Source organism: Promicromonospora sp. NPDC059942 (genome assembly GCF_042731755.1).
Lineage (GTDB): Bacteria > Actinomycetota > Actinomycetes > Actinomycetales > Cellulomonadaceae > Promicromonospora.
Genome location: NZ_JBHWLR010000014.1, coordinates 143118 through 157272, shown reverse-complemented (window position 1 = coordinate 157272; position 14155 = coordinate 143118). Strand labels below are relative to the sequence as shown.

Sequence of the window (14155 nt, the reverse complement as noted above, 5' to 3'; positions counted from 1 at the left end):
GCCGAGGCCCCGGCCGAGCCCGACGCGCGGTCCCGCACGCGCCGCGGCGGTCGCCGCCCGGCGTTCGAGCAGCCCGAGGCGCCCGCGCAGCCCGCGACGTCCCCCGCCGCGACGACCTCCGGCACGCGCGTGCCGCGCCTGGCGACGACCGCGCTGCTCTTCCAGGCGCCCGACGACTCGTCGGCGCGCCGTTCGCGCCGCGCGCAGGCCCCCGCCGGGCCGGCGCGTCCGCAGGACCTGACGCCGCAGTTCGCCCGCCCTGTTGCCCGCCCGGTCGAGCCCGCCCCCGAGCAGGCCGCCCCCGAGCGCCGCGCGCCCCGGACCGAGGCCCCCGCGGCCCCGGCCGCCGAGGCGCCCGTCGCCGAGGCGCCTGTCGCCGACGCGCCCGCGCAGGCCCCGGCCGAGACCGCGCCGGAGCCCCGCACCCGCAGGTCCGGCTCGCGCCGGGCCGTGCGCCGTACGGGCGAGCCGGCCGCGCGGCCCGCGGCCGAGCCCGCCACGCAGGCCGGCACCCCGGACGTCGCGCAGGAGAGCGCGCCGGCCGACGCCGAGCCCACGGGTGACACCACGGCCCAGACGCCCGCTCCCGAGGCCGTCGCTGCCGCCCCGCAGTTCATCGTCGCCGACCTGAGCGAGGACGACGCGGCAGCGGTCGACGAGGTCGGTGCCATCGAGGAGGAGCTGGTCGCCGAGGGCGTCGAGCTCGAGGAGCTCGCCCCGGCGGACTTCGAGGAGTACGACGACGAGGAGGTGCGCCCGTCGCGCCGTCGTCGTCGCCGGGGTGGCCGAGGCCGCCGTGGCGGCCGCACCCGTTCGGACGACATGGACGACTCGGCGGACGAGGACCAGGACGACGAGTCCGACGAGGACGCGCAGTCGTCCGCGGACGAGGACGGCGACGCCGAGGACGCCGGCCAGGACGCCGCAGAGGGTGACGAGGCCGACGGTGACGGCGAGGGCGAGGGCGGCAGCCGTCGTCGGCGCCGGCGTCGCCGGGGCACCCGCGGCGAGCGGGCCGAGGCCGCGGCCGCCCGCACGAGCCGCAGCGACGAGGTCACCGCGCTCAAGGGCTCGACCCGCCTGGAGGCGAAGCGTCAGCGTCGCCGCGAGGGCCGCGACCACGGCCGTCGTCGCCAGATCATCACCGAGGCCGAGTTCCTGGCCCGCCGCGAGTCGGTGCAGCGGTCGATGATCGTGCGCGAGAAGGACGGGCGTACGCAGATCGCGGTGCTGGAGGACGGCGTGCTCGTGGAGCACTACGTCTCGCAGCAGTCGCAGGCGTCGATGGCCGGCAACGTGTACCTGGGCCGCGTCCAGAACGTGCTGCCCTCCATGGAGGCCGCGTTCGTCGACGTCGGCAAGGGCCGCAACGCCGTGCTGTACGCGGGCGAGGTCAACTGGGACGCGGCGGGCCTGGAGGGTCAGCCGCGCCGCATCGAGCAGGCGCTCAAGTCGGGCGACTCCGTCCTGGTGCAGGTCACCAAGGACCCGATCGGCCACAAGGGCGCCCGGCTCACGAGCCAGGTCACCCTGGCCGGCCGGTACCTGGTGTTCGTTCCCGGCGGCGGCATGACCGGCATCAGCCGCAAGCTGCCCGACACCGAGCGGTCGCGCCTCAAGAAGATCCTTCGCGAGGTCGTGCCCGAGGGCGCGGGCGTCATCGTGCGCACCGCCGCCGAGGGGGCGAGCGAGGACGAGCTGCGCGCCGACGTCGAGCGCCTGCAGGGCCAGTGGGACGCCATCCAGGCCAAGTCCAAGAAGGCCTCCGCGCCCGCCCTGCTCCAGGGTGAGCCGGACATGGCGATCCGCGTGGTCCGCGACATCTTCAACGACGACTTCTCGTCGCTGGTGGTGCAGGGCGAGGGTGCGTGGGACGAGATCGCGCACTACGTCGAGGAGCTGGCCCCGGACCTGCGCGAGCGCGTGTCCAAGTGGGTCGAGAACACCGACGTGTTCACCGTGCACCGCGTGGACGAGCAGCTCGCCAAGGGCATGGACCGCAAGGTCTGGCTGCCCTCGGGCGGCTCGCTGGTCATCGACCGCACCGAGGCCATGACCGTCGTGGACGTCAACACCGGCAAGTTCACCGGTGCGGGCGGCACGCTCGAGGAGACCGTCACGCGGAACAACCTCGAGGCGGCCGAGGAGATCGTGCGGCAGCTCCGGCTGCGCGACATCGGCGGCATCATCGTCATCGACTTCATCGACATGGTGCTGGAGTCCAACCGCGACCTCGTGCTGCGTCGCCTCGTCGAGTGCCTCGGCCGGGACCGCACCAAGCACCAGGTGGCGGAGGTGACCTCGCTGGGCCTGGTCCAGATGACGCGCAAGCGGGTGGGCCAGGGTCTGGTCGAGGCGTTCTCCGAGACCTGCGAGCACTGCAAGGGCCGCGGCTTCATCGTGCACGAGGAGCCGATCGAGAAGCCGGGTTCCGGCGTCGGCCCCGGTTCCGCCGCGGTCGAGGAGAGCCCGCGCGCCGCGCGGTCGCGCCGCAAGCGCGGCAAGGAGGCCAAGGAGAAGATGGCCCCCGCGCCGGAGCAGGCGGCTCCGGTCGCCAGCCTGCCCGAGGAGCGGTCCGAGGCGCGCGAGGCCGTGAAGGCCACGCTCGCCACGATCGCCGCCGCGGCGCAGCACGCGCACGAGACGAAGGACGCGACGGAGGACGGCCCCGCCACGCTGGACCAGATCCAGCTGCCCGCCGCCGGGTCGGGTTCGTCGGGCTCCGCGTCGTCCGCCGCTTCGCCGGCTGCCGCTGACACCTCCGTCTCCGCGGACTCGCCGGCGGACGCCGCGACGTCGGCGGGCGACGCGCCGGAGGGGGGCTCCGGCACTGGGCAGTCGGAACCGCCCAAAGGAGCTGGCGACGAGGTCGCCTGAGCCGAAGAGGGGATTCTGGGCGCGGCTGATGGGCCGCTGACCTGATCCGGACGAGGGTCGCCACCGCGAGGTGGCGGCCCTCGTTTTTGTTGCGCCCCGGGTTTTGTTGCGTGCCGGGCACGTTCTGTGGTTCATTAGTCGAGTAACGAACCAACGAAGCGCGACCGAGACGACGGAGACCGAGATGACAACGATCGCCGCGAGGCCGACCACCCGGCTGGGGTACGTCGACAACCTGCGGATCCTGCTGACCGTGCTGGTCCTGGCCCACCACTGCGCGCTGACCTACGGCGCGCTCCCGATCTGGTACTGGACCGAGCCCAGCGAGAGCCTGTCCGGGCTCGCGCTCATGGTGTTCGTGATCGCGAACCAACTCTGGTTCATGGGCTCCTTCTTCCTGCTCTCCGGCCTGTTCGTCCCCGGTTCGGCGGACCGCAAGGGGCCGGGCGCGTTCGCCCGTGACCGGATCGTCCGGCTGGGTGTCCCCCTGGTCGCCTTCTGGCTGGTCGCGCGGCCGGTGCTGTCCCTGCCGGGCTGGCCGGAGCGCCGCGCGTCGGGGGAGTCGTTCCTCCACTTCTGGTTCAGCGTGGGCGACCCCGGGCCGATGTGGTTCGTCGAGGTGCTCCTCGTGCTGTCCGTCGCCTACGCGGCATTCCGCGCCCTGCGGGCACGGTCCGCGGCCCGGCGTGGTGCGCTCGTCGGTCCGGAGGTCGCCGCGGACGTCGCCGCTGACGCCGTCCCGGCCCTGGTGGCCCAGCCCCTGGGCTTCCGCGCGATCGCCGGGTTCGTCGCGGTCCTGACCGTCGTGACCGCCCTCTGGCGGCTCGCCGTGCCGATGGGTACGTACTGGGTGGGCGTCGGCCTCCCGTCGCCGGCCTACCTGCCGCAGTACGTGCTGCTCTTCGTCGCGGGGCTGCTCGCCGCGCGCCGGGGCTGGCTGACCGCGCTCACGGCGCGGCAGGGCCGGGTCGCGCTGATCGTGGCGCTCGTCGGCGTGGCGCCGGCGCTGGGCCTGTCGGCCCTCGCGACCGCGCCGGACGCCGGTATCCTTGCGCTGCTCGGCCAGAGCCTCGCCGAGAACGTCGTCGCGATCGGCGCGGTCGTGGGCCTGCTGGTGCTGTTCCGGGAGCGGTTCTCGGGCCAGCCGGCCTGGGCCCGGTTCGCCGCGCAGCACTCGTTCGCGGTGTACGTCATCCACCCGCTGGTGCTGGTGGGCGTCGCGGTGCTGCTGTCGCCGCTCGTGGCCCCCGCGGGCGTGAAGTTCCTGGTGCTGCTGGCCCTGTCGGTGCCGCTGTGCTGGGGCGTCGCCTACCTGCTGCGGCGCATCCCGGGCGTGGCGCGGGTGCTGTAGGTCGCGGTTGCCTCAGGTCGCGGGGCGGCGTCAGCCGTCCCGCGACAGCCGCCCGTAGAAGTCGGCGATCGTCTGCGAGAAGAGCTCGGGGAGCTGGACGTTCCAGGGGTGTCCCGCGCGCGGGACGATGCGCAGCTCCGCGTGCGGGATCCGGGCGGCCAGCTCACGTGCCGCCGGGATGTTCGCGACGTCGCGACTGCCGCACAGGACGAGCGTCGGCGCCTCGATGCCCGGCAGCCCGGCCCGGAAGTCCGTGTCCGCGACGACCCGGAGGGCGCCGAGCCACTGTGCCTTGGTCATCTCCATGCCGGCGGCGGTGCTCTCCGGCAGCATCCGGACGATCGCGCGCTGGATCGCCATGAGCGCCGGGTGGGGCCGCACCTGGCTGCCTGACAGCACGAGGGACGCGACCCGGTCGGGGAAGTCGAGCGCGAGCCGGGTCGCCGTCATCGCGCCGAGCGACAGGCCGCAGACGTGGACCCGGTCGAGGCCCCGTTCGTCGAGCAGCCGGCACAGCTCGCGAGCGGCGTCGGCCAGCGTGAACGCACCGGGTTCGGCGGCCCGGTCTAGGCCCGGGATGTCGGGCGCCAGCCCGGTCAGTCCGGCCGGCAGGCTGCTGAGCTGGGCGGCCCAGGGGTCCTTGCCGGCGCCCAGGCCGGGCAGGAACAGTACGGTGTCGACGTCGGCTGCCATGCCGGACAACGTAACGGAATGCTTGACTGGCGCCCATGAAAGACGGTCTGGGCGCCGGGCGCCTTGAGGTCATCGCCGGCCCGATGTTCGCGGGCAAGTCCGAGGAGCTGCTGCGCCGGGTACGTCGCGCCCGGATCGCGCGGCGCGAGGTGGTGGTGGTGAGCCACGCGCTGGACGACCGGCGCGGCGTCGGCCGGGTGACGTCGCACTCGGGTCAGGGCGTGCCGTCGCACACGGTGTCGGACGCCGGGGAGATCCCCGGCCTGCCAAGTCCCGGGACCGAGCTCGTCGCCGTCGACGAGGCCCAGTTCTTCGGCGCCGGTCTGGTGCCCGTCGTCTCCGGCCTGGCGGACCGCGGGCTCGTGGTGGTCGTCGCGGGCCTGTCCGTCACCTTCGACGGGCAGCCCTTCGCGCCTCTGCCCGAGCTCATGGCGCTCGCCGAGTCCGTGGAGAAGCTCACGGCGGTGTGCTCGGTCTGCGGGGCGGACGCCGCCTTCCACGTCCGCCTGCCCGGCGCGCCGACCGTGCCGCACACCGGCTCCGCGCAGCCGGGCGCCGTTCAGCCGGGCGACGTTCAGCCGGGCGACGCGCTCGTGCCGGTCGCGGCCCACGTGGGTGGGTCGGAGGCGTACGAGGCCCGCTGCCGGCGGCACGCCGTCGTCGTGCCGTGACGGGCGCGGCCGCGGAGCTACCGGCGCGGGGCCGCCGCCGGCGGCGCCGTCAGACCTTGCGCATGAGCTTGTACTGCGGGCAGTCGAAGGGGTCCCGCGCGGCGAGCCCCACCTTGTTGAGGTAGTTGACGACGATCACGTACGACTGCGCGAGGCTCGTCTCCGTGTACGGGATGCCGAGGGTGGCGCAGTGCTCCCGGACGATCTCCGCGGTCCGGATGAGGTGCGGGCGCGGCATGCTCGGGAAGAGGTGGTGCTCGATCTGGAAGTTGAGCCCACCCATGAGGATGTTCATGAACCGCCCGCCGCGGATGTTCCGCGAGGTGAGCACCTGCTTGGACAGGAAGTCGATGCGGCTGTCGGCGGGGATGATCGCCATGCCCTTGTGGTTCGGGGCGAACGAGGCGCCCATGTAGACGCCGAACACCGCGAGCTGCACGCCGAGGAACGCGAAGGCCAGGCCGGGCGGCAGCACCCAGAACAGGACCGCGACGTAGGCGGAGAGGCGCACGGCGATGGTGACGAGCTCGCGGATACGGGCTCGCAGCGTCTCGGGGCCGCCGGTGAACAGCGAACGGATCGAGAGGACGTGCAGGTTCAGGCCCTCGAGCGTGAGGAGCGGGAAGAACAGCCAGCCCTGGTAGCGGTTGATCCACCGCTTCAGCCCGCGGTGCTGCCGGACGCCCTCCTCCGTGAACGCGATCGTGTCGTTCTCGATGTCCGGGTCCTTGCCCATCTTGTTCGGGTTCGCGTGGTGCCGGGTGTGCTTGGTCATCCACCACGAGTAGCTGATGCCGACGACGGCGTTGGCCAGCAGGCGCCCCACGCGGTCGTTGCGCGGGCCGGACTGGAAGACCTGGCGGTGCGAGGCCTCGTGGGCCACGAAGGCGAACTGCGTCAGGACGAGCCCGAGCGCGCCGGCCATCAGGAGCTGGAACCACGAGTCGCCCAGGAGCACGAACCCGGTGACGATCCCGCCGAGCGCCACGGTGAGCACACCGAGGGTCCAGGCGTAGTAGCCGTGGGCCCGGCCCAGCAGCCCGGCGTCGCGCACGGTGCGGGCCAGGGACGAGTAGGTGCTGGTCACGGGCTGGGCGTCGGGATCGCGGGGTGTGGTCGGGCGAAAGCCGTCGCGGACGACGGGGGCCGTTTGGGCCATCTGGACCTCAGATGCTCGGGGTCGACTTCCCAGCCGTGGAGTCGGACGGTGCCGCCCGTCATGCAGATGCCCTTGAGCCTACGGGACCGTAGGTTGGCGCGCCGAGGGGCAGTTGTGGACGCCTCGCGAAGAGTTGTAGACGATGTGTTTACCTTCACCAGACATTTCGGACGCGGGTGTCAGTCCTCGATCCGTCAGTCCTCGATCAGGGGCACGAAGCGGTAGCCGCCGTGGTCGGTCGCGCGGGTGCGCCCGTCGGGCAGGCGCTCGATGAGGAGCAGCGTGGTCCGGACGGGGATCACCATCCGGCCACCGATCCCCACCTGCTCCACCAGGGTGCGCGGCAGCGCGGCCGCGGACGCCGACACCAGGATGCGGTCCCAGCCGCTCTCCTGAGGGTGCCCGAGCACGCCGGGCGCCGACTGCACGAGCGTCGCCCAGCCCATCCCGGTGCGCCCGACGTTGGCGGCGCCCCACTCGGCGAGCCGGCTGTCGCGCTCGACGCCGAGCACGTACCCCTGTGGTCCCGTCAGGTAGGCCAGCAGGGCCGTGGTCCAGCCGGAGCCCGCGCCGACGTCGAGCACCCGCGCCCCGAGCGGGACCCGCAGCAGGCGCAGCATGGCGGCCACCGTCGTGGGTTGGGAGGAGGTCTGGCCGCGTCCGATCGGCAGTGGCTGGTCCTGGCCGGCGAACGGCCGCTGGGACCGGGGCAGGAAGTCACGGCGGGGTATGGCGCGCATCGCGCGTGCGATGTCGTCGTGCTCGGCGGCCGGCTCGGAAACCATCAGGTATCACCTGAGCCCAGGGTAGACACACGCGGATCCAGCCCGCCACGTGCCCTGTTCCGTGCCGGCCTGCCCATAGACTGCGGCCCGCCCCGACCGCGTCCACCAGGAGAGGCCTTGGCCACCGAGACGTCCGTCCCCCCGAAGCTGTCCGTAGCGGCCGTCACCGTCGCGGCACTCACCGCCGTCGCGTTCTGGTCCCTCAAACCCGTCTTCATCTCGATCATCGGGGACCGCGGGGACTACGCCGAGGTCTACGTCGTGGCCGGGACCATCTCCGTGCTGAGCAGCCTGGTGGGTGCACTCGTGCTGCGGAGGAGGACCGCGGCCGTCCTCCGCGGCGGGCGGAACAGCCTCTCCGGCGTCGGCTCGGCGGCCGTGTCGGGCCTCTTCCTCGCCCTCTGGTACTACGGCTTCTACCGCGCCCTGTACGGCGCGCCGAAGGTCGACGCGACGATCATCGCGTTCACGTGGCCCCTGATCGCCGTGGTCGCCATGCGCGTCTTCTCCCCGGCGACGGCGGCCAGGCTCCGGTGGAACGAGTGGCTGATGGTGCTGGCCTCGTTCGTGGGGGCGGCCGCCATCGGCGTGTCCAACATCGGGGCGGCGCAGTCCGGCGACAGCGGCGAGATCGTCTGGGCCTTCGTCGCGGCGGTCGGCAGCGGGCTCTACCTGCCCTTCGCCATCAACTCGACCCGCTCGTTCGACCGGGTGGTCGGCTCCCGGCCGATCGCCACGTTCTACGCGATCTCGGTGGCCAACGCCACGGCCCTCGCCGCCGTGCTGCTGGCGTTGTGGGTCAGCGGGCACACCCTGCGCTTCTACGCCTTCGACGCCCAGGTGCTGCTGGTCTGCGGCCTCATCGGCATCGGGACCTACCTGGTCGCCGAGATCACGTGGACCTGGGCGTTCCAGGAGTACAAGTCGCTCACGCTGTCCTCGCTGCCGTACTTCTCGCCCGCGGTCTCCGTGGTGCTCCTGTACCTGCTCTTCGACGAGCCGGTCCGGCCGATCGCCATCGTGGGCCTGGTCCTGATCCTCTTCTCCAACCTGACCCTGCACGCGCGCCACCGGTCCATGAACGCGCTGTCCCTGTCGCTGGTCGCCACCGTCTACGTGGCGCTCGCCGCCCAGGTGCTGCCGCGCGACGTGCTGAGCTCGGTGCCGGAGATGGCGGCGGCGATCACCGGGCTGTTCGCGATCCTCGCCGGTTTCACGCTGGCCCAGGTCGCCGGACGGCGTACGCAGGAGCTCGACGCGCGGGCCACCGTCGTCCGCCGGCTGATCGCCACCGACGACGAGCCGGGCAAGGACGCGGCGGACGAGCTGCTCCAGGACCTCATCGAGCTGGAGTACGACACCACCGCCGAGGGCAAGGAGAGCCGGGCCCTGCGGATCAAGCGCGCCCTGTCCGGCGAGGCCGGGACGCGCACCCCGGCGCAGGAGAACGCCCTGGACGCCTTCAACGGCTGGCTCTCCATCCACCTGGACCGGCTGTCGCTCGGCGAGCGGGCGGCCCTCTGGCTCACCGGCCTCGGCTCCATCGTCTTCGTGCTGCTGCTGCGCGGCGACTCCCCGCTGGGCAACGCCGGCGCGATCGTCTTCGCGGGTGGCGCGTTCCTGGCGATGTTCGCGATCCGGGACTACGACCGCAACAACATCCACGGCTTCAGCAGCCAGATCTGGCGGCTGGAGCAGGGCTTCCGCGAGATCGGCAAGAAGTACTACCTCCCCTCGGAGATCCTCGACTCCGGCGAGTTCACGGCAGCGCAGGTGCGGGACGGGATCCGTACGCGGGACGGCGACGGGCCGATCCGCGTGGTCGAGTCGCTCCCCGCCGGCCGGGGCTTCAACGCCTTCTACCTCGGCACGGCAGCACTGGTCATCCTCGCCGTCGTGCTCATGCCCACCGCGTTCAACGGCGAGATCGGTACGTCGGTCGCCGCCTCCGCCCCGCGCCCGGGCGAGGTGCAGGCGGCTCCCGAGACCGAGGACGCCACCGTCACCGTCGCCGACCCCGGCTGGCCCGGCGCGAGCGTCACGGCCGAGGTCCTCAAGGGCGCGCTCGCGGCGGCGGACGTGACGGTCGAGGTCGAGGAGATGGACCACGTCGACGCCGTCGCCGGGATGGGCGCCGAGAACCCGGCCGTCCAGGTCCACCCCGACCTGTGGCTCCAGAACCAGGGGGTGGCCGTGCGCGAGTGGGTCGCCGCCGGGACCATCCAGCTCAGCGAGCACTCCTACACCGGCACCCAGGGCGTCTACGTCCTCGACGCGGCCGGCTCCGAGAGGGCGCTGACGGAGGCGGAGGACCTGTTCGACCCCGAGGTCTCGGCGCTCTTCGACAGCGACGGCGACGGACGGGGCGAGATGTGGATCGGGCCGCGCGGCTGGGCGTCGACCGAGAACCTGGCCGCCTGGCTGGACCGCCCGGGCCACGAGTCGATCGAGGGGGAGTCGTACTCCGCGACCATCTTCAAGGCGCGGCTCGAGCAGGAGGCCGCCTCGGGCCGGCCCCTGCTCTTCTACGGGTACGAGCCCGACGGCATCCACGAGCAGTTCTCGCTCCGTCGCCTCGCGTCGATCCCCTGGGCGGCGGACCAGGGCGACGAGAACGTCGACGTGCACGTCGCCTGGGCGTCCGCCCTGGCGGAGACGTCGCCCGCGGCAGTCCGGGTCCTGCGGGACGTCGACCTCACGGACGAGGACCTCAGCGGCTTCATCGCGGCCGTCGACCACGACGGGCAGGAGCCGGAGGAGGTCGCCGAGCGGTGGCTGGCCGAGAACCGCGAGCGGGTGGCAGGCTGGGGACGGCCCGGCGAATGATCCGTGCGCCCCAGGTTTGCTCCAGGGTGGGCAAGGCCACGCCTACGCCGGTTTGAACCCGCTGAGGGCATCGCGTAACCTTGTGCTTCGGTGTGCTGTCTGCGCACCCGTCCTGCGTGCCCATGGCGCATCGCACTCGACCGCCGCGGCGGAGCGAGTCACAGCAAAGCCGATGATCTCCGTCGTGCGCGCACGCCAAGACTAGAGAGATGAGTTGAACGTGGTTTACGCGATCGTCAAGGCCGGTGGCCGCCAGGAGAAGGTGTCCGTCGGGACCATCGTCGTCATGGACCGTGTCCAGGCGAGCGCCGGTGAGACCGTCGAGCTCCCGGCCCTCCTGCTCGTGGACGGGGAGAAGGTGACCACCGACGCGAAGAAGCTGGCGAAGGTCAAGGTCACCGCTGAGGTCGTGCGGGACGAGAAGGGTCCCAAGATCACGATCCTCAAGTACAAGAACAAGACCGGTTACCGGAAGCGCCAGGGCCACCGCCAGTCGCTGACCCGCCTCAAGGTCACCGGCATCAAGTGACTTCCGCTGCGGGCCACCTCTGACGAGCGAGCCCGCGCGAGCTAGATACTTCTTCTTCTTCCTTCGTCCCGAAAGACAGGTCAGCCAGATGGCACACAAGAAGGGCGCGAGCTCCTCGCGCAACGGTCGTGACTCCAACGCCCAGCGCCTCGGCGTGAAGCGCTTCGGTGGCCAGGTCGTCAAGGCCGGCGAGATCATCGTCCGCCAGCGCGGCACCCACTTCCACCCCGGCGTGAACGTCGGCCGCGGCAAGGACGACACCCTGTTCGCCCTCGACGCCGGCGCCGTGCAGTTCGGCACCCGTCGTGGCCGCAAGGTCATCGACATCGTCGCCGCCGAGGTCTGATTCGGCTTTCGCGTGAGGGGGCGCACCGGTGACGGTGCGCCCCCTCACGTCTTTTCATGAGCGGCCCCGGGCCGCTCGCCCTGAGCAGTACCTGAGAGGATCGAGACATGGCCAGCTTCGTGGACCGCGTGGTTCTGCACGCCGCCGGTGGTAACGGCGGGAACGGCTGCGCCTCGATCCGCCGGGAGAAGTTCAAGCCCCTGGCGGGCCCCGACGGCGGCAACGGCGGTGACGGCGGCACGGTGAAGCTCGTCGTCGACGCCAACACCACCACCCTCCTGGAGTACCACCACTCGCCGCACCGGCGGGCGACGTCGGGCACCCAGGGGATGGGCGACGACCGGGACGGCGCCAACGGCGGCGACCTCGTCCTGACCGTGCCGGACGGCACCGTCGTGAAGGACCTGGACGGCAACGTCTTGGCCGACCTCGTGGGCGAGGGCGCCGAGTACGTCGTCGCCGCGGGCGGCAAGGGCGGGCTGGGCAACCGGGCGCTGTCGTCGCCGCGGCGCAAGGCGCCGGGCTTCGCGCTGCTCGGCGAGGAGGGCGAGGCCGCCGAGGTCGAGCTCGAGGTCAAGACCATCGCCGACGTCGCGCTCGTGGGCTTCCCGAGCGCGGGCAAGTCGTCGCTGATCGCCGCGATCTCCGCCGCGCGCCCCAAGATCGCCGACTACCCGTTCACCACCCTGGTGCCGAACCTCGGCGTCGTGCAGGCCGACCAGTCGCGGTTCACCGTGGCCGACGTGCCGGGCCTGATCCCGGGCGCGAGCGAGGGCAAGGGCCTGGGCCTGGAGTTCCTGCGGCACATCGAGCGCACGGCGATGATCGTGCACGTGCTCGACTGCGCCACGCTGGAGCCGGGCCGCGACCCGATCAGCGACCTCGACGTGATCGAGGCCGAGCTCGCCGCGTACTCGGGCGACATCGGCATCGCGGGCGGCCGCGTGCCGCTCGCCGAGCGTCCCCGCCTCGTGGTGCTCAACAAGATCGACGTGCCCGAGGCGCGCGAGCTCGCGGACTTCGTGAAGGCCGACCTGGAGGCGCGCGGGCTGCGCGTCTTCGAGATCTCGACCGCGTCCCACGAGGGCCTGCGCGAGCTGAAGTTCGCCCTGGCCGAGGTCGTGGAGAAGGCGCGCGCGGAGGCCCCCGCACCGGAGGCCGCGCCGATCGTGCTGCGCCCGCGCCCCGTGAACGAGTCGAAGTTCACCGTGCGCCGGCTGGGCGGCGAGACTGCCTACTGGTTCGAGGTGCGTGGCACCAAGCCGGAGCGCTGGGTGAAGCAGACCGACTTCAACAACGACGAGGCCGTCGGCTTCCTCGCGGACCGGCTCGCGAAGCTCGGCGTCGAGGACGGCCTGTTCAAGGCGGGCGCCGTCGCGGGCGACGAGGTGCGTATCGGCGACCCGAACAACGCCGTCGTCTTCGACTGGGAGCCCACGCTGCAGACCGGCGCGGAGCTGCTGGGCGGCCGCGGTACCGACCTGCGGCTCGACCAGAACGAGCGGCCCACGCGCGGCGACAAGCGGCGCGAGTTCACCGAGCGCATGGACGCCAAGGCCGAGGCCCGGCGCGAGCTGTGGACCGAGCGCGAGGCGGGCCACTGGACCGACCCCGAGGACAGCTGACCACTGCCCGGCCCGTGGAATGAGCGAGCGTCGGGGGCGGGCCTCCGGAGAGGATGAGGGTGTGAACTCCCTCGACCCCTCGGTGAACGCCCACGACGCCTCGGAACTCCAGGACGGCCCGGCCGCCCCGGGCCCGCGGTCCGCGATCGCCACCGCCCGGCGCGTGGTGGTCAAGATCGGCTCGTCGTCGCTCACCGGCCCGGACGGTCACCTCGACGTCGGCGCGCTGCGCGGGGTGGTCGAGGTGCTCGCAGCCCGGCAGGCCGCGGGGGCGCAGGTCGTGCTGGTCACGTCGGGCGCGGTCTCCGCGGGCATCGGGCCGCTCGGGCTGGGGAGCCGGCCGCGCGACCTCGCCACGATGCAGGCCGCGGCCTCCGTCGGCCAGGGCCAGCTCGCGGGCCGGTACCAGGAGGAGTTCGCGGCGTTCGGCATCCAGATCGGCCAGATCCTGCTCACGGCCGAGGACACGGTCCGCCGCGCCCGCTACCGCAACGCCCAGCGCGCGCTGGAGCGGCTGCTCGCGCTCGGGGTCGTGCCGGTCATCAACGAGAACGACGCCGTCACCACCGACGAGCTGAAGTTCGGCGACAACGACCGCCTCGCCGCGCTCGTGTCGCACCTGGTGCGGGCCGACGCCCTGCTGCTCCTGACCGACGTCGACGGCCTGCACGACGCCCCGCCGTCGCGACCCGGCGCCCGCCGCATCCCGCTGGTCGACGACCTCGCGGAGATCGCCCGCGTCGAGGTGACGGCGCGCGGCAGCTCCGTCGGCACCGGCGGGATGGTCACCAAGCTGGAGTCGGTGCGGATCGCGACCGGCGCCGGCGTGCCCGCCGTCCTCACGCTCACCGCCAACGCGGCCGCCGCGCTCGCCGGGGACGACGTCGGCACCTTCTTCGCCGCCACCGGCCGCCGCACCTCGGCGCGCCGGCTCTGGATCGCGCACGCGGCCCGCACGCAGGGCCGCCTCCACCTGGACGACGGCGCCGCGCGCGCCGTGCTCGGCGGCCGCGCGTCGCTGCTGCCCGCCGGGATCACCCGGGCCGAGGGCCAGTTCGACGCCGGCGACCCGGTCGAGCTCGTCGCGCCGGACGGCGTCGTCGTCGCCCGGGGGCTCGTCGCCTTCGACGCGAGCGACCTGCCCGCGCTGCTGGGCCGCTCCACCTACGCGCTGCGCGAGGAGCTGGGGGAGGGGTACGACCGCGTGGTGGTGCACCGTGACGACCTGGTGCTGGAGAACGGCCGCTGAGCTGACCCGCGGGTCCTCCGACTTCGGTCACCTGCCCGCGTCCG

Annotated in this window: 11 protein-coding genes; 8 read left to right on the top strand and 3 right to left on the bottom strand. The window is 72.9% G+C overall.

Annotated elements, in window-relative coordinates:
• Both ACFV9Q_RS21470 and ACFV9Q_RS21465 read left to right on the top strand, forming a co-directional pair.
• Positions 1-2877: Rne/Rng family ribonuclease (locus tag ACFV9Q_RS21470; RefSeq protein WP_377236081.1), on the top strand; the 2877-nt coding region annotated here is incomplete at its 5' end.
• A gap of 184 nt (positions 2878-3061) precedes the next feature.
• Positions 3062-4228: an acyltransferase family protein gene (locus ACFV9Q_RS21465; protein WP_377236080.1), complete on the top strand. Its 1167-nt coding sequence runs from the start codon at positions 3062-3064 to the stop codon at positions 4226-4228.
• Between the two features lie 30 nt (positions 4229-4258).
• Here ACFV9Q_RS21465 and ACFV9Q_RS21460 read toward each other — a convergent pair whose 3' ends face one another.
• Positions 4259-4921 carry an alpha/beta fold hydrolase gene (locus ACFV9Q_RS21460; protein ID WP_377236079.1) on the bottom strand — a complete coding sequence of 221 codons (663 nt, stop codon included), beginning with the start codon at positions 4919-4921 and terminating at the stop codon, positions 4259-4261.
• A gap of 35 nt (positions 4922-4956) precedes the next feature.
• Between ACFV9Q_RS21460 and ACFV9Q_RS21455 the strand changes: the two genes are divergently transcribed.
• Positions 4957-5592 (top strand): thymidine kinase, encoded by a 636-nt coding sequence (locus ACFV9Q_RS21455; RefSeq protein WP_377236078.1) that lies wholly within the window; start codon positions 4957-4959, stop codon positions 5590-5592.
• A 49-nt stretch (positions 5593-5641) separates the two neighbouring features.
• On the opposite strand, the gene ACFV9Q_RS21450 is transcribed toward ACFV9Q_RS21455, so the two are convergent.
• The gene (locus ACFV9Q_RS21450) at positions 5642-6751 is read right to left on the bottom strand and encodes a fatty acid desaturase family protein (RefSeq protein ID WP_377236077.1); all 1110 of its coding nucleotides are present in this window, start codon (positions 6749-6751) and stop codon (positions 5642-5644) included.
• 194 nt (positions 6752-6945) lie between these two features.
• A complete protein-coding gene (locus tag ACFV9Q_RS21445) occupies positions 6946-7536 on the bottom strand; it encodes a protein-L-isoaspartate O-methyltransferase (RefSeq protein WP_377228592.1) in 591 nt (196 codons plus the stop codon).
• Between the two features lie 117 nt (positions 7537-7653).
• On the opposite strand from ACFV9Q_RS21445, the gene ACFV9Q_RS21440 reads away from it, so the two are divergent.
• The 5 genes from ACFV9Q_RS21440 to proB all read left to right on the top strand — a co-directional run bounded on the left by ACFV9Q_RS21440 (position 7654) and on the right by proB (position 14111).
• Positions 7654-10362, top strand: coding sequence for a glycine betaine ABC transporter substrate-binding protein (locus ACFV9Q_RS21440; protein WP_377236076.1), 2709 nt, complete (start codon positions 7654-7656; stop codon positions 10360-10362).
• A gap of 220 nt (positions 10363-10582) precedes the next feature.
• Positions 10583-10891 (top strand): 50S ribosomal protein L21, encoded by a 309-nt coding sequence (gene rplU, locus ACFV9Q_RS21435; protein WP_377228594.1) that lies wholly within the window; start codon positions 10583-10585, stop codon positions 10889-10891.
• Between the two features lie 88 nt (positions 10892-10979).
• Positions 10980-11237 (top strand): 50S ribosomal protein L27, encoded by a 258-nt coding sequence (gene rpmA, locus ACFV9Q_RS21430; RefSeq protein WP_036961235.1) that lies wholly within the window; start codon positions 10980-10982, stop codon positions 11235-11237.
• A 107-nt stretch (positions 11238-11344) separates the two neighbouring features.
• Positions 11345-12862, top strand: a complete 1518-nt coding sequence (gene obgE / locus ACFV9Q_RS21425; protein WP_377236075.1) for a GTPase ObgE — start codon at positions 11345-11347, stop codon at positions 12860-12862.
• Between the two features lie 61 nt (positions 12863-12923).
• The gene (gene proB, locus ACFV9Q_RS21420; RefSeq protein WP_377236074.1) at positions 12924-14111 is read left to right on the top strand and encodes a glutamate 5-kinase; all 1188 of its coding nucleotides are present in this window, start codon (positions 12924-12926) and stop codon (positions 14109-14111) included.
• The last annotated feature ends 44 nt before the right edge of the window (positions 14112-14155 follow it).

Excerpts from the sequence above, each read along its gene's own strand:
- obgE (WP_377236075.1), top strand. The coding sequence starts at position 11,345 with ATGGCCAGCTTCGTGGACCGCGTGGTTCTGCACGCCGCCGGTGGTAAC.
- ACFV9Q_RS21455 (WP_377236078.1), top strand. The coding sequence starts at position 4,957 with ATGAAAGACGGTCTGGGCGCCGGGCGCCTTGAGGTCATCGCCGGCCCG.
- ACFV9Q_RS21465 (WP_377236080.1), top strand. The coding sequence starts at position 3,062 with ATGACAACGATCGCCGCGAGGCCGACCACCCGGCTGGGGTACGTCGAC.
- ACFV9Q_RS21460 (WP_377236079.1), bottom strand. The coding sequence starts at position 4,921 with ATGGCAGCCGACGTCGACACCGTACTGTTCCTGCCCGGCCTGGGCGCC.
- ACFV9Q_RS21445 (WP_377228592.1), bottom strand. The coding sequence starts at position 7,536 with ATGGTTTCCGAGCCGGCCGCCGAGCACGACGACATCGCACGCGCGATG.
- ACFV9Q_RS21450 (WP_377236077.1), bottom strand. The coding sequence starts at position 6,751 with ATGGCCCAAACGGCCCCCGTCGTCCGCGACGGCTTTCGCCCGACCACA.
- rpmA (WP_036961235.1), top strand. The coding sequence starts at position 10,980 with ATGGCACACAAGAAGGGCGCGAGCTCCTCGCGCAACGGTCGTGACTCC.